The organism is Solihabitans fulvus, assembly GCF_008386585.1.
Classification (GTDB): Bacteria; Actinomycetota; Actinomycetes; order Mycobacteriales; family Pseudonocardiaceae; genus Solihabitans; species Solihabitans fulvus.
Map to the genome: position 1 here is coordinate 89849 of NZ_VUOB01000037.1, position 19350 is coordinate 109198.

Annotated in this window: 17 protein-coding genes; 8 read left to right on the forward strand and 9 right to left on the reverse strand. The window is 72.1% G+C overall.

The genetic code is table 11. The features are described from left to right. Positions 1-218: 218 nt before the first annotated feature. Together F0L68_RS20735 and F0L68_RS20740 are read left to right on the forward strand one after the other, a co-directional pair. Positions 219-1079 carry a helix-turn-helix domain-containing protein gene (locus F0L68_RS20735; protein WP_149851281.1) on the forward strand — a complete coding sequence of 287 codons (861 nt, stop codon included), beginning with the start codon at positions 219-221 and terminating at the stop codon, positions 1077-1079. Positions 1080-1084: 5 nt separating this feature from the next. Then, the gene (locus tag F0L68_RS20740) at positions 1085-1321 is read left to right on the forward strand and encodes a DUF397 domain-containing protein (protein ID WP_149851282.1); all 237 of its coding nucleotides are present in this window, start codon (positions 1085-1087) and stop codon (positions 1319-1321) included. On the opposite strand, the gene F0L68_RS20745 is transcribed toward F0L68_RS20740, so the two are convergent. Then, a complete protein-coding gene (locus F0L68_RS20745; protein ID WP_149851283.1) occupies positions 1318-3426 on the reverse strand; it encodes a tetratricopeptide repeat protein in 2109 nt (702 codons plus the stop codon). The genes F0L68_RS20740 and F0L68_RS20745 overlap by 4 nt on opposite strands. Positions 3427-3542: 116 nt before the next feature. Here F0L68_RS20745 and F0L68_RS20750 point away from each other — a divergent pair, with 116 nt between their 5' ends. Next, on the forward strand, positions 3543-4607 hold the full coding sequence (locus F0L68_RS20750) for an NADH:flavin oxidoreductase/NADH oxidase (protein WP_149851284.1): 1065 nt from the start codon (positions 3543-3545) through the stop codon (positions 4605-4607). 56 nt (positions 4608-4663) lie between these two features. Here the strand turns inward: F0L68_RS20750 and F0L68_RS20755 are convergent, their stop codons facing one another. Further along, positions 4664-4852, reverse strand: a complete 189-nt coding sequence (locus F0L68_RS20755; protein WP_149851285.1) for a DUF3073 domain-containing protein — start codon at positions 4850-4852, stop codon at positions 4664-4666. Positions 4853-5036: 184 nt separating this feature from the next. Here F0L68_RS20755 and F0L68_RS20760 point away from each other — a divergent pair, with 184 nt between their 5' ends. From F0L68_RS20760 to F0L68_RS20770, 3 genes are all read left to right on the forward strand, one after another. Then, complete coding sequence (locus F0L68_RS20760) at positions 5037-5930, forward strand: DUF8083 family protein (RefSeq protein ID WP_149851286.1); 894 nt, start codon at positions 5037-5039, stop codon at positions 5928-5930. A 98-nt stretch (positions 5931-6028) separates the two neighbouring features. Beyond that, positions 6029-8917, forward strand: coding sequence for an ATP-binding protein (locus tag F0L68_RS20765; RefSeq protein WP_149851287.1), 2889 nt, complete (start codon positions 6029-6031; stop codon positions 8915-8917). Positions 8918-8952: 35 nt separating this feature from the next. Next, positions 8953-10149: an FAD-dependent monooxygenase gene (locus F0L68_RS20770; RefSeq protein WP_149851288.1), complete on the forward strand. Its 1197-nt coding sequence runs from the start codon at positions 8953-8955 to the stop codon at positions 10147-10149. Between the two features lie 33 nt (positions 10150-10182). Here the strand turns inward: F0L68_RS20770 and F0L68_RS20775 are convergent, their stop codons facing one another. The 4 genes from F0L68_RS20775 to F0L68_RS20790 all read right to left on the reverse strand — a co-directional run bounded on the left by F0L68_RS20775 (position 10183) and on the right by F0L68_RS20790 (position 13382). After that, complete coding sequence (locus F0L68_RS20775) at positions 10183-10773, reverse strand: RsiG family protein (RefSeq protein WP_149851289.1); 591 nt, start codon at positions 10771-10773, stop codon at positions 10183-10185. A gap of 64 nt (positions 10774-10837) precedes the next feature. Beyond that, complete coding sequence (locus F0L68_RS20780; RefSeq protein WP_149851290.1) at positions 10838-11692, reverse strand: beta-keto acid cleavage family enzyme; 855 nt, start codon at positions 11690-11692, stop codon at positions 10838-10840. Between the two features lie 179 nt (positions 11693-11871). Beyond that, the gene (gene ygfZ, locus F0L68_RS20785) at positions 11872-12999 is read right to left on the reverse strand and encodes a CAF17-like 4Fe-4S cluster assembly/insertion protein YgfZ (RefSeq protein ID WP_149851291.1); all 1128 of its coding nucleotides are present in this window, start codon (positions 12997-12999) and stop codon (positions 11872-11874) included. Further along, on the reverse strand, positions 12996-13382 hold the full coding sequence (locus F0L68_RS20790) for a Fur family transcriptional regulator (protein WP_149851303.1): 387 nt from the start codon (positions 13380-13382) through the stop codon (positions 12996-12998). The genes ygfZ and F0L68_RS20790 overlap by 4 nt, the downstream gene beginning before the upstream one ends. 113 nt (positions 13383-13495) lie before the next feature. Here F0L68_RS20790 and F0L68_RS20795 point away from each other — a divergent pair, with 113 nt between their 5' ends. Beyond that, positions 13496-14338, forward strand: a complete 843-nt coding sequence (locus F0L68_RS20795) for an aminodeoxychorismate lyase (RefSeq protein ID WP_149851292.1) — start codon at positions 13496-13498, stop codon at positions 14336-14338. A gap of 99 nt (positions 14339-14437) precedes the next feature. On the opposite strand, the gene F0L68_RS20800 is transcribed toward F0L68_RS20795, so the two are convergent. Continuing rightward, entirely contained in the window at positions 14438-17023 is a 2586-nt protein-coding gene (locus tag F0L68_RS20800; protein ID WP_223198984.1) for a glycosyl hydrolase family 18 protein, read from the reverse strand. A gap of 212 nt (positions 17024-17235) precedes the next feature. Continuing rightward, positions 17236-17886: a heme-binding beta-barrel domain-containing protein gene (locus F0L68_RS20805; RefSeq protein ID WP_149851293.1), complete on the reverse strand. Its 651-nt coding sequence runs from the start codon at positions 17884-17886 to the stop codon at positions 17236-17238. A 583-nt stretch (positions 17887-18469) separates the two neighbouring features. Here F0L68_RS20805 and F0L68_RS42510 point away from each other — a divergent pair. Then, positions 18470-18610, forward strand: coding sequence for a hypothetical protein (locus tag F0L68_RS42510; protein WP_188316708.1), 141 nt, complete (start codon positions 18470-18472; stop codon positions 18608-18610). Between the two features lie 400 nt (positions 18611-19010). On the opposite strand, the gene F0L68_RS20810 is transcribed toward F0L68_RS42510, so the two are convergent. Beyond that, entirely contained in the window at positions 19011-19319 is a 309-nt protein-coding gene (locus F0L68_RS20810; protein ID WP_149851294.1) for a DUF1416 domain-containing protein, read from the reverse strand. Positions 19320-19350: the final 31 nt, after the last annotated feature.

The window sequence follows — 19350 nt, forward strand, 5'->3', positions numbered from 1 at the left end:
GCGGGCGTTGGGCGCGGCGGGCGTTGGGCACAGTGGGCGATGGGCGCCAATTCCCCACCTGCCCCGGCCGCTCCCCACCCACCCCGTCCGCTTCACATTCACGGGTTCCGCCCCACCCTGACAGATGCCCCACACACATGTGCACCACATATGTGTGGACCACACGAATGTGTGACACAGCTTGGCGCAGCACCCATATGTGTAAAAGGATTGGGCGCATGACCGACAAGCCCGGCCCCACCCTGCGCGCGCAATGGCTCGGACAGCAGCTCCATGAACTTCGCGCCGCGACCGGCCTGAAGCTGAAGGACGTCGGCGAAGTCCTGCAACGGGACGGCACGACCATCGGCAGGTTCGAGTCGGGCGAGTACCCGATTCGCCAGTCGGACCTGGTGGCACTGCTGGATTTCTACGGCGTGTCCACCAAACGGAAGCGGGACGCGCTCCTGCGCCTGCACGACGACGCCTGGCGGACCGACTGGTGGGACGACCAGTTCGACGACGCCGTCTTCGATCCCAGGTTCGTCGACTACGTCTGGCTGGAGCAGCGGTCCACGAACATCTTCGCCTTCGACACCACGGCCGTGACCGGGCTGGTCCAGACCGAACGGTATGCCCGCGCCGTCATCGACGCCGCCGAGCCGACCGCCTCCGCCGACCAGATCGAGCGCTGGGTGCAGCTCCGCATGGCCAGGCAGGAAATCCTCTCGCGGTCGGAGCCGCCCCGCCTCCATCTCGTTCTGGACGAGGCTATTCTGCGCAGGGAGGTCGGCGACGAACAGGTGCTCGGCGAACAACTCGTGCACCTGCGCCGCCTGGCCGCGCGGCCGAACGTCGAGTTGCGTGTGCTGCCGTTCAGAGTCGGCGCGCACATCTGCCCGTACGGCCCGTTCAGGATCTTCCAGATGGCCGATCCATATCCGGAAGTCGGTTACGTCGAGACGTTGGCCGGCTCGCTTTACGTCGAACCGCCCAAGACCGCGAAGTTCGTCGCGGCCTACGATGGTCTGCGGAAGGCTGCGCTGACTCAGCAGCGGTCGATCGAGCTGATCACGGCGATTGTCCAGAACTTGGAGTGATTCTCATGGCGACGCGCCAGGAGTTAGGCCCCGACGAGCTGTCCGGCATCGCCTGGCACGTCAGCACCTTCAGCGACAACGGCGGGGGCAACTGCGTCGAGGCAGGTCCGCTCGATGACGGCTCCGGCCGCGTTGCCCTGCGCCACAGCCATTTCCCGGACGGCTCGGTGATCGTCTACACCCGCGAGGAATGGACCGCGTTCCTCGCCGGCGCCCGAGACGGCGAGTTCGACTTCTCCTAGCCGGCCGCTCCGCCGAGAGCGGCCAGACAGCGGCGGACCTCGGCGGTGGAGTGCTGGTCGCCGCACTCCACAAAGGCCGTGGCCGCCTGCTCCCAGCAGGCGCGGGCTCGCCCGACCTGGCCGACGCGCTCGTGCAGGATGCCGAGGTTGTACAGGGCCTTGGCCTCGCCGTGTCGATCGCCGAACTGGCGATAGCCGACCAGCGCCCGCTGGCCGTAGCGGAACGACTCCGCGAACTCGCCGGTCAACCGTGCCAGGTTGCCGAGGTTGCTCAGCACATGCGCGACGACGCGGTCGGTGGCGACCTCCCGATAGATGGCCGCCGCCTCAAGGTAGCGCCGCCGCGCGAGCGGAAAGTCGTGCTGCCACAACGCCAGCGCGCCGAGCCGGTTCTGCACCCCAGCCTGCCAGTAGCGGTTGCCGATCTCCTCGAAGATGGCCAGCGCGTCGAGGCAGTGGCGTTCGGCTTCGTCGAAGTCGTGCTGGTCCAGCGCGAGATCGGCGAAGTTGGTCAGCGCGGCGGCCTGCCCCTGGCGGTCACCGAGTTCCAGGCCCAGCTCATGGGCGCGACGCGTGTACCCCCCTGCGCGGTCGTACTCGCGCGTCTCCAGCATCAGCATGCCCAGCCGGTTCAGCAGTACCGTCTCCTCCATGCGCCGCCCGGTCCGGACGGCGACGTCCAGTGCGGCCAGGTGCGTGCTGGCCCAGTCCGCCCAGTGCGCCCGAACGGCGAGGAAGTCCGACAGGGCAAGGGCAAGTTCGATCGTGTGGTCGTCCCGGCCGAGGCTGATCGCGCTGACCACGTTCTCCCGCTCGACCTCCAGCCAGGCCAGCGCCTCCTTCAGCGCGGCGAAGAACGAGCTGACCGAATGCCGCAGTGCCTTGGACTTCAGGTGCACATCGGCGTTCCGGACGGCGGTCACATAGTGGTCGAGCAGCCGGGCGAGCGCGGCCTCCCGGTCCGCCGCCGACTCCTCCTCCGCCGCGCGGTGCTCGGCGTAGAGGCGCAGCAGGTCGTGGAACAGGTACCAGCCGCGCGGCTTGCCTGGCAGGAGCAGATGCGCGCGGCGCAGCGCGAGCAGCAGCCTTCGCGCCTCCGGCACCGCGAGCCCGGCGAGTGCGGCGGCGGCCTCGACGCTGACCTGCGGGCCGGGATTGCCTGCGAGCAGCCGGAACAACCGCCGCTCCGGCTCGCTGAGCCGCGCGTAGGACAGGTCGAACGCGGCCCGCACCGACAGGTCCGTGCCGTAGGCGAACTCGCCGAGCCGGTCGACCGCGTTGCGCAGTTGGCCGACGAGTTCGCTGACCGGCTGGCCGGGGTCGTCGGCCGGCGTCGCGCTCAGCACGCTCAGCGCGAGAGGCAGGCAACCGCACAGCCGGCACAGCTCTCGGACGGCGGCGGGCTCGGCCGAGGCGCGCTCGTCGCCAGCGCGCCGCGTCCGTAGGGCCGTGCCGACCAGGTCGACCGCGTCCCGCTCGTCGAGCGCCGCCACCTCGACCTGCCTGGCCCCGGAGAGGTCGGCGAGGGTGTGCCGGCTGGTGACCAGGACCCGGTGCGCCGACCGGTTCGGCAGCAGGGGACGCACCTGCGTGGCGGCCGACGCGTTGTCGAGCACGATCAGCACGGGCTCACGCTCGGCGAGCCGCGAGCGGTACAGCGCCTCGCGGGCGGGCAGCTCGGGCGGGATGTGCTCGCCGGACACGCCGAGCGCCCGTAGGAAGGTGGACAGCGCCGCGTCGGGTTCGACCGGGTGTTCCGAGTACCCAGCCAGGTTGGCGAACAGCACGCCGCCGGGGAACCAGCCCGCCTCGACGGCGTCGTGGGCGGCCCGCACCGCGAGCGCGGTCTTGCCGACACCGGGCGAGCCGGCCAGCGCCGTCACGACCACCGACGGCCCCGAGCCGTCGGGGCGCAGCGCCGCCGCCAGGTCGGCCAGCGCGGTTCGCCTGCCGGTGAACTCGACATCGGCCGGCGGCAGGCCCGCCAGCGCGAGCTGGTCGGGCGGTCCGAACACGACCCGGTCGATGCGATGAGCCTGCACGACCGGGCCGCCGACCTGTCCGCTGACGTCGTTGCGGGTGTCGGCGTTGCGGGTGTCGGCCACGCCACTGTTTGTACTCCTGGTCGAGCCGGAGGTGGCTCACGACGCGTGCCGGGAACAACACGGGGAGCAACACGCTTGCACTAGTTCGTATAGCTACGAACTTCTGTGGAGGTTCCATGACGATGCTGTTCAGTCCCCTGACGCTGCGCTCCGTGACGCTGCCCAACCGCATCGTGGTCAGCCCGATGTGTCAGTACTCCGCAGTCGACGGCCTGCCGGACGAGTGGCACCTGGTGCATCTCGGCTCGCGGGCCGTCGGCGGGGCCGGCCTGGTGTTCACCGAGGCGACGGCTGTCGAACCGCGCGGCCGGATCAGCCCGCAGGACACGGGGCTCTGGTCCGACGCGCACGTGGAAGCGTGGCGCCCCATCGCCGAGTTCGTCCGGTCCCAGGGGGCCGTGCCCGGCATCCAACTCGGCCACGCCGGCTTCAAGGGGTCCACGCACCGGCCGTTCGACGAGCGTCGGGGCGGGGTGCCCGACGAGGCGGGCGGCTGGACGCCGGTCGGCGCGGGTGCGGAGCCGTTCGCGCCCGACTACCGCACGCCGGAACCGCTGGACGAGGCCGGCATCCGGCGGATCGTCGAGGACTTCGCCTCGGCGGCCGCCCGCGCCGTCGACGCGGGCTTCCAGGTCGTTGAGGTGCACGCCGGGCACGGCTACCTGCTGCACCAGTTCTACTCGCCGCTGGTCAACCACCGCACCGACCGCTACGGCGGCGACCTGGCCAACCGCATCAGGCTCGCCGTCGAGGTCACCGGGGCGGTGCGCGCGGCCGTCGGCGAGCAGGTGCCGGTGTTCGTCCGCATCTCGGCGACCGACTGGATGGACGGCGGCTGGACGGTCGAGGACAGCGCGGTGCTCGCGCGCGGGCTCGCCGCGGCGGGCGCCGACCTGATCGACGTGTCCTCCGGCGGCGTCGTGCCCTCGGCGACCATCCCGGTCGGCCCCGGCTACCAGCTGCCGCTGGCCGGGACCGTTCGCAGGAAGGCCGATGTGCCCACCGGGGCGGTCGGTTTGATCACCGACGCCCGGCAGGCTGAACAGGCCCTGACCGACGGCTCCGCCGACCTGGTGTTGCTCGGCAGAGAACTGCTCCGCGACCCGTACTGGCCGCTGCACGCGGCAGCCCAGCTTGGTGAGGCGGTCAGGCCACCGGCCCAGTACGCCAGGGCGTTCTGACACAAGTGTTGGGCTGCCGGATGACCCGGCAGCCCAACACTTGTGTCGTGTGGCGTTTAACGGCGGTAGACGTCGTACCCGTCATCTGGCGGGTCGTCGTGCCGGTCATCGCTCCCGTGGGCTTCACCATTGGACTCGCTGCTCGACAGCTCACGCTGTAGAGCATCGAAGTCCGTGTGGTGAGAGCTGTACTTGAGCTCCCGGGCCACCTTCGTTTGCTTGGCCTTCGCACGGCCGCGCCCCATGGCTCGACCCCCTCGCACAGGGACGGGGGCGGCCGGGGGAACGGCGGCCCCACTCGTCTCGACAACTAATTCCTGCTAACTACCGTACCGTGTCGATGGGGTTCCTCGCGACGCGGCTCCATGTGGGGGAGGCGACCCCCACCGAGGATTGGGACGGACGGGTGGGCATGCGACGATGACCAGCGTGCCTCGACCGTTCGTCGCCTACCTCAGGGTGTACGAACCGTTGTCGGTCCTCGACGCACCGTTGGCAAAACGCGTGCGTGCGGCCATCGAGGGCGGCGGAATCAGTCGTTCTGCTGTGGGCGAACGCGAGCGGGAACTGTGGCTACGGTCACAGTTGTCCACGCCGCCGAGATTGCTGCCGGGCGAGTCGGCCAACGGCACTGCCGCAGCGGACGCCCCCTTCGACGTCCTGACGATCAGCCCCGCTGAGGTACCGACCAGCGAGGCGGCTTCCGTGGGCCCAGGACCGCTGGTCTGCCCCATCGACCTTCGGCCCCGAGCCGCGGCCGCCCTCGTCGGCTTCCTGGCCACCGCGCCGGCCCCGCTGCGCGACGCCGCGCTGGCCATCAGCCCCGACGCCGTGCGCGCGAGGGCCTCGGCGGTCATGGAGGAACTGTCCGGCGGCGCGGTGCATGTGATCTCCACTACCTGGACCGTGCCGCTGCCCTGGTTCTGCATGGTCGACCCGGACGCGCGGCGCGTCGTGCTCGCCCCCAAGGACGATCCGGAACGGCAGCTGTCCTGGCGGGTCGCGATGGCCGACGCGCGCCGCAGGGTGGCCAGGGCGCTGGCGGTGGTGAAGAACTCCATCGGCGACAACGGCCCGGCCAAGGTCCTGCACGACACCGGCCGCTGGCTCGAACACTTCCACCCGCACTCCGCCGTCGAGCTGGACTACGGCGGCCTAGTGCAGCTCCTCGACGACGAGGAACTGCTGGAGGACAGCTCGGCCCAGGACGTGCACGCCATCATCGACGCGTTGGAGGCCGGGGAGGCCGAGGACGTCGCTGGCCTGTACCAGCAGCTGCGCGAGTTCTGGGGCGGCCTGGCGATCCGCGAGCGGCACAACTAGCACCCGCCCGACCCGCTCACCGTCGGTGGGTGACCGGACGGACGGTCGACGTCTCCTGCGGTGCCGGGACGGCGCCGAACAGGTGAATAATCCCCGGAATGCGGTTCGGAATCCTCGGCGAGACCCGGGCGTGGCGCGCGGACGGGGCCGAGGTTCCGCTCGGCGGCCCCGCCCGTCGCGCGCTGCTGACCCTGTTGCTGGTCAGCCCCGGCGAGGTCAGCTCGATCGACCGGTTGGCCGAGGAGCTCGATCCGGCGGGGACGACGTCGGCGCACGCGCTCCAGTCCCAGGTGTCCAGGCTGCGCGCGTCGCTTGGCACGGAGGTCGCGATCGAGCGGGCCGGGACGGGCTACCGGATCGTGCTGCCGGCCGAGGACGTGGACTCGTGCCGGTTCGAGCGGCTCGCCGACGAGGGCGGGCGCGCGCTGCGCGAGGACGACGCGGTTCGGGCGGTCGCGCTGCTGCGCGAAGCCCTCGGGCTGTGGCGGGGACAGGCGTTCGCCGACCTCGCCGAGAGCGAGACGGCGCGGGCCGCCGCCGTGCGGCTGGAGGAGCGGCGGCTCGGGGCGCTCGAGGACCGCGTCGAGGCGGAGCTGCGCCTCGGCGAGCACCGCGCCGCCGTGCCGGAGCTGCGCGAACTGGTCGGCCGCCACCCGCTGAGGGAACGGCTGGCCGGCCTGCTCATGCGGGCGCTGTTCGCCGAGGGCGGGCAGGCCGAGGCGCTGGTCGTGTTCGAGGAGACCAGGCGGCGCCTGGCCGACGAGCTCGGCGCCGACCCCTCGACCGAGCTGACCGCCCTGCACCGGGAGCTGCTGCGCGGCGACCAGCCGAGGGCGCAGGCCGCGCCGCCCGCCCAGCTGACCAGCTTCGTCGGCCGCGCCGACGAGGTGGCCGCCGTCGCCGACCTGTTGCGCGTGGCCCGGCTGGTCACGCTCGTCGGACCCGGCGGCGTCGGCAAGACGCGGTTGTCCGTCGAGGTCTCGGCCGTCGCGGGCGACGAGGTGTGCTTCGTCGAGCTGGCCGCGCTGCGCGACGGGGCCGGACTGCCGAGGGCGCTGCTCGGCGCGCTCGGCCTGCGCGAGACCGGGCTGCACCTGGCCGGCAGTGGGCAGTCGCCCGCCGACCGGCTGATCACGGCGCTGTCGGACCGGGTGCTGCTGCTCGTCCTGGACAACTGCGAGCACGTCGTCGAGGAGGCCGCCGCGCTGGCGGCACGGCTGCTGGCGACCTGCCCGAGGCTGCGCGTCCTGGCCACCAGCCGCGAGCCGCTCGGCGTCACCGGAGAACACCTGTGGCCGGTGCGGCCGCTCGCCGAGGACGCGGCCGTCGCGCTGTTCACCGACCGGGCGGCCGCGGTGCGGCCCGGATTCGCCGCCGACCCCGAGGCGGTGCGGCGGATCTGCACGGCCCTCGACGACCTGCCGCTGGCCATCGAGCTGGCGGCGGCGCGGCTGCGCACCCTGGACGTCGACGACCTCGCCGGGCGGCTGGACGACCGGCTCGGCCTGGCCGCCAGGGGCAGCCGCACGGCTGACCTGCGGCACCGCACGCTGCGCTCGGTGGTCGAGTGGAGCTGGGATCTGCTCACCGAGCCGGAGCAGCTGGCGGCGAGCCGGTTCACAGTCTTCGCGGGCGGCGCGACGGCCGAGGCCGCGCGGCGGGTGTGCGGCGCGGACGGCGAGACGCTCGAATCGCTGGTCGACAAGTCGCTGCTGGAGGTCGCGGGCGGCCGCTACCGGATGCTGGAGACGATCCGCGCCTACGGGGCCGAACGGCTCGACGCGGCAGGCGACCGCGAGGCCGTGCGGCGCGCGCACACCGGGTACTTCCTGGAGCTGGCGCGGTCCGCCGACCCGCAGCTGCGGCGGGCCGACCAGCTGCACTGGCTGCCGGCGTGCACGGCGGAACACGACAACCTGCTCGCGGCTCTGCGCTGGGCCGTCGGGGCGAACGAGCAGGCCACGGCCCTGCCGCTGCTCGCGTCGGCCGCGCACTACCTGTGGATCCGCGGCCTGTCCGCCTCGGTCGCGCCGGAGGCGATCGCGCTGCTCGACGTGCTGGACGGACCGCCGACCGGGCTCGGCGAGGAGTACGCGGCCTGCGTGCTGCTCGCGGCGTCCGCCCCGGCCGGGCAGCCGGCGTGGCGGCGGCACCGCGCGTCGGCCCAGTCGGCGCTGGCGCTGGCGTGGCCGGGCGACCGGCCGGGCCGGTACCCGGCCGTCCCGTTCCTGTGGATGATGCGCAACGCGGCCGAGCCCGACCCGCAGGACGCGTTCGCGCTGCTCACCGCCCAACTGTCCGTCCCGGACCTGGACCCGTGGGTGCGGGCTGCCGCCCAGTACATCGCGGGCTTCGGCGCGCTCGGCGGCGGCGACACCGAAGGGGTCGCGCACGCCATCGGCGACGCCGTCGAGGGGTTCCGCTCGCTCGGCGACCGGTGGGGCACCGCGCTGGCCCTCGACGCGCTCGCCGGCCTGGCCACCGCGGCGGGGGACCGCGCGAAGGCGCTCGCCCTGACCAACGAGGCGCTCGCCCTGACCGAGCAGGTCGGCGCGCTGGAGGACAGCGCGGACCTGCTGGTCAACCGGGGCGACCACGTCGTCGGCGAGGACGCCGAGGCGGCCCGCGCCGACTACGAACGCGCCGCCGGTCTCGCGCGCCGCGCCGGCAGTTCCACCTACCTGGCGGCGGCACTGCGCGGGCTCGGCGACCTCGCCGTCCTGGACGGCGACCTGGCCGGGGCGGCGCGGCTCTACGAGGAGGCCCTTGAGCGGATCGACCCGCACGGGGTCAGGAGCCTCGGCAACAGGGTGCGCACGCTCGTCGGGCTCGGCCGGATCGCCGAGCGGCACGGCGACGGCCCCGGCGCCCGCGCGCGCTACCGCGAGGCCGTCGAGTCGGCGGCCGCGATGGGCGCACCGGCCGCCGACGTGCTCCGCATGGCCGGCCTGCCGGAGAGCGTCATCGAGGCGGTGAGCGCGCGGTGAACCGCCGGTGAGCCCCCCGCCGCAGGCTCTGCCACATGACGAACACCACCGTGCTGATCTCCGGTTCCTCCATCGCGGGCCCCGCGCTCGCCTACTGGCTGCACCGCCACGGCTTCGAGCCGACGATCGTGGAGCGCACCCCCGCCCTCCGCGACGGCGGGTACGCGGTCGACTTCCGGGGCGAGGCGCACCTGTCGGTGCTGCGCGACATGGGCATCCTTGCCGACATCGAGCGCGCCAGGACCGGCGTCGGCTCCATGTCGTACGTGAACAGCGCTGGCAAGCCGCAGGCCAAGCTGCCGGCGGACATGTTCGCCGGCGACGTCGAGATCCTGCGGGGCGACCTGGCCCGCATCCTCTACGACGCGACCAGGGAGCACACCGAGTACGTCTTCGGCGACTCGATCACCTCGCTCACCGAGGACGCCGACGGCGTCACCGTCGCCTTCGAGCGCGGCGCGCCGCGCAGGTTCGACCTGGTGATCGGCGCGGACGGGCTGCGTTCCACCACGCGGCGGCTGGCCTTCGGGCCCGATGAGCAGTTCGTGAAGCACCTCGGCGTCTACTGCGCCATCTTCACCACGGCCAACCACCTGGACCTCGACCACACCGGGCACGCCTACCGCACCGCCAACCGGCTCGTCGCGATGTACAGCGCAAGGCACAACGCCGAGGCCAAGGCCATGTTCTACTTCGGCTCGCCCGCGCTGGACCTGGACCGCCGCGACGTCGCGCGGCAGCAGGCCGTGCTGGCCGAGCAGTTCGCCGGCAACGGCTGGCAGACCGACCGGCTGCTCGAGGAGATGCGGTACGCGCCCGACTTCTACTTCGACTCGGTCGGCCAGGTGCACCTGGACAAGTGGTCGCGCGGCAGGGTGGCTCTGGTCGGCGACGCCGCCTACAGCCCGTCCTCGCTGTCGGGCATGGGCTCGGGGCTGGCGCTGGTCGGCGCGTACGTCCTCGCAGGCGAGCTGGCGGCCGCGCGGGGCGACCACCGCGTCGCCTTCCGGCGCTACGAGGAGGAGATGCGGGCGTACGCGACGGGCTGCCAGAAGATGGGCGACGGCGTCGCCAAGCTGATGGTCCCCAGCAGCCACTTCCTCGCCTCGCTGCTCAACCGCTACTACAAGATCATGCCCTACCTGCCGGGGAAGAACATGGCCGCCAAGATCGCCCGCAAGGCCGCGGAGAACATCACGCTGCGCGACTACAGCGCACTGGCCAGGCGCTGATGCGGCGTCCAGCGCGCGCCGGGCGAGGCCGGCTCAGCCGGCCGCGCCGGCAGGCCCGCCGTCCTCGCCGTGGCCCCGCTCGGCCGCGAGCAGCTCGTCCACGGAGGCACTGCCGCGCTGGTAGCGGCCGGCGATCTCGGCGTTGAGCTGGTCCATCACGACCTGCACCTCGCGCCGCCGCTGGGAGACCGAGGCCTCCTCCCCGATGAACGCCCGCAGCGCCGACCCGAGCTTGTCGTCGGACAGCGACGTGACGTCGGAGAGGTCCACGTCGGACACCAGCGCCTCGACGTGCCGCCGGTGCGCCTCGGCGCGGGAGGGCTCCATCGTCTGATAGCGGCCGGAGCCGGTCGCCGGGCCGACCGCGTTGGCGGACAGGATCGCCGCCAGCTGCTCGACCACGGGCGCGGAGCCGCCCTCGGTGCGCCGCTTCTGCTCGGCCCGGACGATGTCGATCCTGGCGTGCAGCAACCGGCGCAGGTAGGAGAGGTCGGTCTCCTCCTGGGCCGCCTCGTCGCGCAGTCCGCGCACGTCGGCCAACGACCGCTGCTCGATGCCGTCGGTGTAACCCGGGGCGAGCACGCGGTCGATCCGACGGCGCCCACCGGGACGCACCTCGATCACGTGACCATCCTGGGGGACATCGTGGTCAGCCGCCAACACTTACCCGCCTCCATCTTGTCCAGTTCTAACCGATCCGGCCGACGCCGAGCAGCTCGCGGACCTCGCCGACGGGCAGTGGCGGCCGTTGGGCGATCTTGGCCAGCCCGGCCGCCCTGGCCACGAGCTGGGCATTGTCCCGCACTCGTTCGCCCCTGGCGTAGCTGACGGTGTCCTCCATGCCGACCCGAAGGTGCCCGCCGGTGGACAGCGCCGCCAGCAGCACCGGCAGCGAGGCCCGCCCGACGCCGGTGGCGGAGAACGAGGCCCCGTCCGGCAGCAGCCGCAGCGCGGCGACCAGGGTCTCCGCGTCGCCGGGCATCCCGCCTGGCACGCCGGTCACCAGGTCGACGTGCACGCGCCCGCCTGCCGGCGGCCCGTACTGGTCCAGCAGGCGGTGCAGCGTGGCCAGCTGGCCGAGGTCGAAGATCTCGTACTCCGGCACGATGCCGCGTTCCTGCATGCCCTTGTGCAGCTCGACGATGAACTCCCAGCGGTTCATGAACACGTCGTCACCGAAGTTGACCGTGCCCATGGTGCAGGAGGCCGAGTCCGGCATGGCGTCGAGGACCCGCAGCCGATCGGCCTCCGGGTCGGTGACCGCGCCGCCGGTGGACAGCTGCACGATCAGGCCGGTCTCCGCCCGCAGCGCCTGCACGGTGTCCTTGAGCCGACCGAGGTCCAGCGTCGGCTTGGTGTCCTCGCCCCGGATGTGCACGTGGATCATGGCCGCGCCGACCCGCTCGCAGTCCCTCGCGGTGGCCACCAGCTCGTCCAGGGTCACCGGGAGGTTGGGCACGTCCGACTTGGCGTGTTCCGCCCCGGTGGGGGCGACCGTGATGAGCGTGCCGTGGGAGCCGGGGCGGGGCGTCGACGCTGACATGGCGCGATCCTGACACATGCGGGGGGCCGGCAGGCAGCCCAAGTTCGGGCAATCTCCGGCGATCCACTGGGATAACCCCCTTTGCGCAGGGGCCACGGGAACGCACGTCCCTGGCGCTGCCGGTCGGCGCCATTTCCCGACGCCGACGCCGACGCGACCGGGGCGCGACCGGGCCGCCGCTAGCGGCCGAGATTGCGCGCGGCCGCGCGGCCAAGCGCCGGGGTGTCCGGGGGCACGGAGTCGGGGTCGACGGCGGCCTGCACCGCGCGGTCCTCCGCGCCGGCGATCAGCTCGGTGTCCACCGGCACGGACCGCTTGACCAGCGCCAGGGCGATCGGCCCCAGCTCGTGGTGCCTGGCCACGGATCCGACCCGGCCGACCACCCGCTCGCCGGCCAGCACCGGGTCGCCGGTCTCCGGCTGGATCTCCCGCGAGCCGTCCAGGTGCAGCAGCAGCATCCGGCGCGGCGGCCTGCCCACGTTGTGCACCTTCGACACCGTCTCCTGGCCCCGGTAGCAGCCCTTGTCCAGGTGCACCGCCCAGCCGATCCAGTTCGCCTCGTGCGGGATCGTGCGGTCGTCGGTGTCCACGCCGAGCCTCGGCCGCAGCGACTCGACCCGCAGCGCCTCGAACGCCCAGCTCCCCGCGGGCCGCGCGCCCGCGTCGGTGAGCCGCTGCCACCAGTCGACCAGCGCCTCGCGCGGCACCAGCAGGTCGACGGCGTCGTGGCCCGGCCACGGCATGCGCCGCGCCAGGCCGCCGTCGGCCAGTTCGACGACCCCGTTCGGCTTCGCCGGCACCGGGAGACCCAGCTTGGCCAGCAGCGCCTCGGCCTCCGGCCCGACGACGCTGAGCAGCGCGAACTCGCCGCTCGCGTCCCTCGGCTCAACCTTCGACCAGAACACCATGGCCGTCAGGTACTTCAGCAGCGGCGGCACCGCGCCCGGCTCGGTGTCCAGCCACACCGTGCCGCCCACGTTCGCGACCACCGCGTGGTGCTCCACCCGCCCGTGCACGTCGAGGATCAGCGCCTCGCTGCCGACACCCTCGGCGAGCCCGGTGAAGTCCTGGCTGGTCAAGGAGTGCAACCAGGTCAGCCGGTCCTCGCCGGGCACCGCGAGCACGCCCCGGTTCGACCGGTCGAACACCGCGACCCCCCGCGCCGCCGAGCGCTGCTCCGCGAACGGGTCACCGAAGTGCCACGGCACCCCGGTGTCCGGCGAGCCGTCCGGCGCGGCGACGGCGCCAGGCTGGCTCAGCACGGGCGAGACCTGCTCGGTTGGGCGAACCGCGGGATCAGAGGTCACGTGGTGTTCTCCTGGGTCAGGCAGTCCCGGCAGGTGCCGGACAACGCGAGGTGGCTGGCATCCAGTTGGAACCCGAACTCCGCGCGCAGTGTTCCGCCGAGGTCGCCGAGCACCTCACACGGCACCTCGTCGATCCGGCCGCAGCGGTGGCAGGCCAGGTGCACGTGCTCGTGATCGGAGACCGAGTACGTCGGGGCGCCGTGCCCGAGGTGGGTATGCCGAACCAGGCTGAGGCGTTCCAGCAGGTCGAGGGTGCGGTAGATGGTGGTGATGTTCACGGTGGGCGCGGTCTGCTGCACCCGCTGACAGATCTGCTCAGGGGTCGAGTGTTCCAGCTCACGCACGGCGTCCAGCACGAGCTGGCGCTGCGGAGTCATCCGCATGCCGCGTTCGTGCAGTGTCGTGCGCAGCGCCGCCTGCCCGGTCCGGCCTGCCTGGCCGCTCGCGGTCTCCACGTCTTGATGGTAGGCGCGTTCGCGCTGGGTAGTCTCGACGCATGCGCGTGCTTGCTCTGTTGGACGGAACTCTGGCTGACCCGGAGAGTCCAGTCGTCCGCGTCGACGATCTTGGGCTGCTGCGCGGCGACGGCGTCTTCGAGACGGTTCTGGTCGTCGACGGCCGGCCCCGCGAGCTCGCCGCGCACCTGGACCGGCTCGTCGCCTCGGCCGCCATGCTCGAGCTGCCGGCGCCCGACCGCGCCGCGTTCGACCGCGCCGTCGGGGCGGTCCTCGACGCCTGGGCGGGCGGCCGCGAACTGGTCATGCGGCTCGTGCACACCAGGGGCGTCGAGGGCGGCGACGGCACGCCGACCGGGTTCGTGCTCGGCTCCGAGATCAACCCGGCGACGCTGCGGCACCGGGCCGACGGCATCGCCGCGGTCACCCTGGAGCGCGGCTTCGACGAGGGCCTGGCCAGGCGCGCACCCTGGCTGCTGCTCGGGGCGAAGTCGTTGTCCTACGCGGTGAACATGGCCGCGCTGCGGGAGGCGGAGCGCAGGGGCGCGGCCGACGTCCTGTTCACCACCTCCGACGGCCTCGTGCTCGAGGGGCCGACGTCCACCGTGATCGCGGCGAGCGACGGCATCCTCCGCACCACCCCCACCGCGCTCGGCATCCTGCCTGGCACCACCCAGGCCGCGCTGTTCCGCGCCGCGGAGCGGGCAGGCTGGGTCACCAAGGTGGAGTCGCTGCGGGTGGCGGACCTGCGCGCGGCCGACGGCGTGTTCCTGGCCTCCAGCATCCGCAGGATCACCAGGGTGCACACGCTCGACGGCGAACCCCTGACGGACTCCGCCGCCCTGCACGCCGAACTGACCGCGCTCTACGAGTCCGAATACTGAGTCCAGGCCCCGAACGAGACGCCCCGCGCGACCACCCGGGCCGCGCGGGACGCTCCACGACGTAAGCCAGGTCAGCTACTTGAGCCAGCTCTGACCCAGCTACTTGAGGCCGCCGTCCACTGCGGACATCAAGGTGCCAGTGTCGCCGGACATCTCCCAGATCATCGCGCCGAGCAGCCCCTTGCTCCTGAGCCACGCGGTCTTCTTGCCGATCGACCAGGTGTCGTCGAAGGTCCACCACTGGCCGCCGTCGCCGGTGAAGCCGTAGGTCGCGACGGACACGTCGTCGTGGTAGATCGTCAGGTTCGGCACGCTGGCGATCAGGTTGGCGTAGCCCCTGGTGCCGGCCTCCTCCTGGAACTGGCCGGGCGCCGCGCCGTTCGCGGACTGCCACACGCCGTGCTTGCCGCCGTCCGCGACGCCCTGCCAGCCGCGTCCGTAGAAGGCGAAGCCGATCGTCAGCTTGCGCGGGCTCACCCCGCCGTCGAGGTACTTCTGCACGGTGCCCGCGACGTTGAAGTGGAACGAGTACGGGTCGTTCGGGTCCGGATACAGGTTGCCCTGGTGCCCGGTGCGGTTCGGCTCCCACGAGTTGTCGCTGCCCGAGCCGTGGAAGTCGTAGCCCTGCACGTTGAACACGTCCAGCGACCGCGCGGTGCTGGTCAGGTCCCAGCCGAGGTCGACCTTGTTCGGGTCGGCCGGGGTGAACGCGCTCAGCTGGTAATGCTTGCCCTGGCTGGCGCCGAGCGCGTCGAGCTGGCTGCGGAACTCGGTGAGCAGCGCGGCCAGGTTCGCCTTGTCCGAGGCGTTGTAGTGGTTGCCGGGGTGGCCGTCGGGGCTGCCCGGCCACTCCCAGTCGATGTCGATGCCGTCGAACAGCCCGGCCGCGACCCCCGTGCCGCCAGCCCCGCTGTAGACGGGCAGGTTGCCCTTGATCCACGTGTCGACGCAGGAGCTGACGAACTTCTTGCGGGAGGCGTCGGTCGCGGCGACGTCGGAGAAGTACTTCGAGTACGTCCAGCCGCCGATGGACACCAGCGTCTTCAGGTTGGGGTAGCGCGCCTTCAACTTCTTGAGCTGGTTGAAGTTGCCGCGCAGGGTCGCCCAGCCGTCGTCGGCGACCCCGTCGACGGACTGTGCCGCGCTCATCGGCCGCGCGTAGTCCGCGTCGGCGTCGCCTGCCCCGTCGCCCTGGCTGGGATCCTCGGGATTGGCGGAGGTGCCCTTGGTGACGCCCGCGAGGCAGGTGCCGTTGGCCGCGTCGATGTTTTCGAAGGCGTACAACAGATGCGTGAGCTTGCCGGCCGCGCCGGTGTCCACCAGGTTCTTCACGAAGTACTGGCGGCCGTAGATGCCCCACTGCACGAAGTAGCCGACCTTGGCGTAGCCGGAGACGATGTCGCCGGTGCTCGCGGTCAGCGGTGTGCTGGCGGGCGAGACGTTGTCGTAGAGGTCGCGCGCCCGCACGGTGAACGTGTACTTCGTCGACGGCGAAAGGCCGGTGACGGTCGCGGTGGTTCCTGGCACCGACAGCGCCAGCGCCGAGCCGTTGTAGACGTCGTAGCCCGCGACCCCGGTGTTGTCGGTGGAGGCGTCCCACGCCAGCGAGACACTGGTGGCGTCGTTGCCGGTGGCGCGCGGGTTGCCCGGCACGCTCGGGGGTGTGGTGTCGTCGCTGGGGTTCCTGGTCGACGCGCGCACGGCGGCACTGGCCGGGGACGTGTTTCCCTTGCGGTCCTTGGCTTTCACCGTGAACGTGTAGGCGGTGTTGGGGGTCAGCCCGGCGAGCGTCGCGGTGGTGCCGGTGACCGAGGCGGCCACGGTGGTGCCGTTGTAGACGTCGTAGCCCGAGACGGCCAGGTCGCCCGGTGTGGCGGCGTCCCAGGCGAGCGTGATGGTCCTGGTTGTGGTGATGGTCGCGCGCGCGTTCACCGGCGCGGCTGGCGGCGCGTCCGCACTGCCGTCGCACTTGATGTCGTTGAGGCGACAGGAGGTCGGCACGGCGGGGGCGCTGAGGGCGAAGGCCGGGCTGTAGGGCTCGGTCGAGCTGTGCGCCTTCACCGTCGCGTTGTAGTAGGCGGGACTCAGCGTGACGTGCGTGCCGCTCTGGCTGAGCGCGCCGTTCTGGGCGTTGCTCGCGGTGACCCCGGTGGGCAGGTCGAAGGTGATGGTCCAGTTGGCGAGCGCGGCGTCGCCGTTGTTGGTCACCACGTACTGCCCCTGCGTGCCGGCGCCGGTGTAGTCGGCGGTGACCGGGGCCTGCGGGGTCTCCCCGCTGCCGTCGCAGTTCGCGTTGTTGAGCCGGCAGCCGGTCGGCGTCGCGGCCGCGCTGAGCGCGAAGGTGGGGCTGTAGGGGTCGGTGGAGCCGTGCGCGGCGACGGTGTTGACGTAGTACGCCGGCTTGAGCGTCACGTGCGTGCCGCTCTGGGCTGTGGTGGAGTTCTGCGCGCCGCTGACGGTGACGCCGGCCGGCAGGTCGAACTGGATGCTCCAGCCGGTCACCGCCGTGGCGCCGGCGTTGCTGACCACGAATGTGCCCTGGGTGCCGGACAGGGTGAACGCGGCGGTGAGGCCGGGGGTCGCCTGGGCGGGCAGGGCGAGTCCGATCATGGCGACGACGGTGGTGACCGCCGCCGCGAGCGCGATGAGCAGTCGGTACCGGTGTCGGGCTGTCCTCGTGTACATGATTCTCCTTGGCGGACGAATCACGGCGGCTGGCCCGAACGTAAGTGGCCTGGACCACACCCGTCAATGGGTCTAGACCAATCAGCGCAAGGTGCCCAAGAAGGCCCTCTTGCCGGCCACACGGCAGGCATCAGCTCGACGGGGCAAGGCAGCTCACCTCGCCCCATTCGGGGGCAGCGAGCAGCGCCGCACCAAGACCGGACGGCGAGTGGCTAGCCGACCACGCGCTTGAGGTGCGCGGACACGTGCGGCTGGAGGGGCTGGCCGGCCATGGCGCGCTCCTCGACGTAGGCGAGGTCGCCGTTGTTGACGATGCCGTACAGCCGCGTCGCCGCGTTGACCTCCTTGGCCGTCGCGGTGCGCATCACGATGTCGGTGCCGATCTCCCAGGACGTCTGGTTGAGCGGCTTGCCGTAGTAGATCTCCACGATCCCGGTGGCGTGCGTGAGCAGCACCTCGATCGTGTCGTCGGTCTGCGGCCGCCACCAGCCGACCTCGCGGGTCGCCGGGCGGATCACCTTGCCGTCCGCGTCGAGCAGCCAGGAGCGCGCCTCGTAATACAGGAACGGCCGGCCGTCGTGCGCGAAGGTGACCTGCTGACCGAAGCGGTAGGGCCCCTCGATGGTGGGGTAGACGACCTCGCCCTCGCCGCGCCAGACACCGACCAGCGGCAGCAGCGCCAGGCACCGGTCGTGCAGGTCGGCGCCCATCCGCAGGTTCGCCGTGTCCACCTCGATGGGCAGATCCGCGAACTGCGGCAGGTTCTTCTCGCGGGTGCTCTCCGCGCGCTCGGCGGCGGCGCGCACAGCGGCGTCGCCGCTGCCCTGCTGCGGCTCGTCCTTGGCGGGGTCGGTCGAGGTCATCGCTCAGGCGCGCCGGTCGTTGAACAGGCGGTAGACGACGTAGCCGGCGAACCAGACCACGGCGATCGTCACCAGGACGAGCAGTGCAGTGAAGAAGGCTTCCACACGCAGAGGATATCCGCTGGCCCCCGACCGAGCCGTGTCAGCTCCGCCTAACGCGCCACAAGCCCCCACCCCAACAGGTAAACCCCCACCCACCCTGGGGGAACGGCCCTCGGCCAGCGTATCGCCGACCATCGGCGGGAGCAGCGAAATCCACCTGCCTGTGGATAGCTGCACGTGTTGTGGATAACTGGGCTTGGCGGATGGCCGGGTGCGACGGCTGGCTAGGTGCGGTGGCGGGTGGTCCGGGCGACCTGGCAGGCGGCGGGGAACCCGAGATCGGCCGGGGCGGGCAACACGTGCACGACACGGTGTTCGGTGCGGCCGTGCCTTGTGTCGGTGCTGGTGTGACGGGGGTTGTCGGGCCAGGGCAGGTAGTTCAGGTGGGCGACCAGGCGGTGCTGGTTGGCCTTGACGGTGAGCGCGTGGTGCGCGCTCTGGGCCGGTGAGGTGGTGGGCGTGGTCGCGGGTGGTGTGCAGGGTGTCGGCGGTGATCGCGGTGTTGGCCAGGGGCAGTGGGTCTGGCAGGGCGGGCGGCCAGGCGATCTCGCTGGTGCCGATGGGCACGGGGTATTGGGCCACCACGATTGCGGTGTGGTGGGTGAGGGCGGCCAGCTGGTGAACGCCTGCGTCGCCGGTGCGGGGCGCGGTGCCGTGCGGTGTCTTGCCGTCCACTGCGATCCGGGTCGGTTCCTGAGGCGCTGGCTGGGCAGGGTCAGGGCCGACAGAGTCCGGGTTGGCGGGGTGATCGCGGCCAGCGACCGGCCCCGGCCGCTGGCCGCTGCGGCGGCCAGCGCGAAATCCACCCGCCTGCGGACAGCTGCACGTGTTGTGGATATCCGGGCTTGGCGGATGGCCGGGTGCGGCGACGCGGTCAGGTGTGCGGCCGGTACGCGGAAGGCCGTCCTGCCGGTGTCGAGCGCCACTGGCAGGACGGCCTTCTGTCGCAGCCCTCAGCGGGCGCGGCGGGTTCAGCGTGTTCAGCAGGTCAGCGGATCGCCGGGCCTGGCGGCCCGGCGGGCTCAGCCGACAGCGAGTTCGACCGGGTGCAGGCCGGGGCCCGTCGCGGACACGGTGGTCTCGCCGTTGCCGGCGCGGTGGAGCGCGCGGATGGTCCAGTCGCCGGGTGCGGCGAAGAACCGGAAGTCACCCTCCGGGGAGGCGACCACCTCGGCGGTGAACTCGCCACTCGAGTCGAGCAGCCGGACGAACGCGCCGGCGGCCGGTGCGCCCGAGGCGTACACCTTGCCGATCAGCACGGTCTCCTTGCCTGGGTCGATGTTCGCCGGCAGCGTCGCGGTCTGCACGGGGGCTCCGCATCCATCGGACATGGTCAGCTCTCCTTTCCACTGCCGAGCTCGA

Bases quoted from the DNA above. Each gene is read 5' to 3' on its own strand.
- F0L68_RS20735 (WP_149851281.1), top strand. From the start codon at position 219: ATGACCGACAAGCCCGGCCCCACCCTGCGCGCGCAATGGCTCGGACAG.
- F0L68_RS20740 (WP_149851282.1), top strand. From the start codon at position 1,085: ATGGCGACGCGCCAGGAGTTAGGCCCCGACGAGCTGTCCGGCATCGCC.
- F0L68_RS20750 (WP_149851284.1), top strand. From the start codon at position 3,543: ATGACGATGCTGTTCAGTCCCCTGACGCTGCGCTCCGTGACGCTGCCC.
- F0L68_RS20755 (WP_149851285.1), bottom strand. From the start codon at position 4,852: ATGGGGCGCGGCCGTGCGAAGGCCAAGCAAACGAAGGTGGCCCGGGAG.
- F0L68_RS20765 (WP_149851287.1), top strand. From the start codon at position 6,029: ATGCGGTTCGGAATCCTCGGCGAGACCCGGGCGTGGCGCGCGGACGGG.
- F0L68_RS20770 (WP_149851288.1), top strand. From the start codon at position 8,953: ATGACGAACACCACCGTGCTGATCTCCGGTTCCTCCATCGCGGGCCCC.
- F0L68_RS20780 (WP_149851290.1), bottom strand. From the start codon at position 11,692: ATGTCAGCGTCGACGCCCCGCCCCGGCTCCCACGGCACGCTCATCACG.
- F0L68_RS20790 (WP_149851303.1), bottom strand. From the start codon at position 13,382: ATGCGGATGACTCCGCAGCGCCAGCTCGTGCTGGACGCCGTGCGTGAG.
- F0L68_RS20795 (WP_149851292.1), top strand. From the start codon at position 13,496: ATGCGCGTGCTTGCTCTGTTGGACGGAACTCTGGCTGACCCGGAGAGT.
- F0L68_RS20800 (WP_223198984.1), bottom strand. From the start codon at position 17,023: ATGTACACGAGGACAGCCCGACACCGGTACCGACTGCTCATCGCGCTC.
- F0L68_RS20805 (WP_149851293.1), bottom strand. From the start codon at position 17,886: ATGACCTCGACCGACCCCGCCAAGGACGAGCCGCAGCAGGGCAGCGGC.
- F0L68_RS20810 (WP_149851294.1), bottom strand. From the start codon at position 19,319: ATGTCCGATGGATGCGGAGCCCCCGTGCAGACCGCGACGCTGCCGGCG.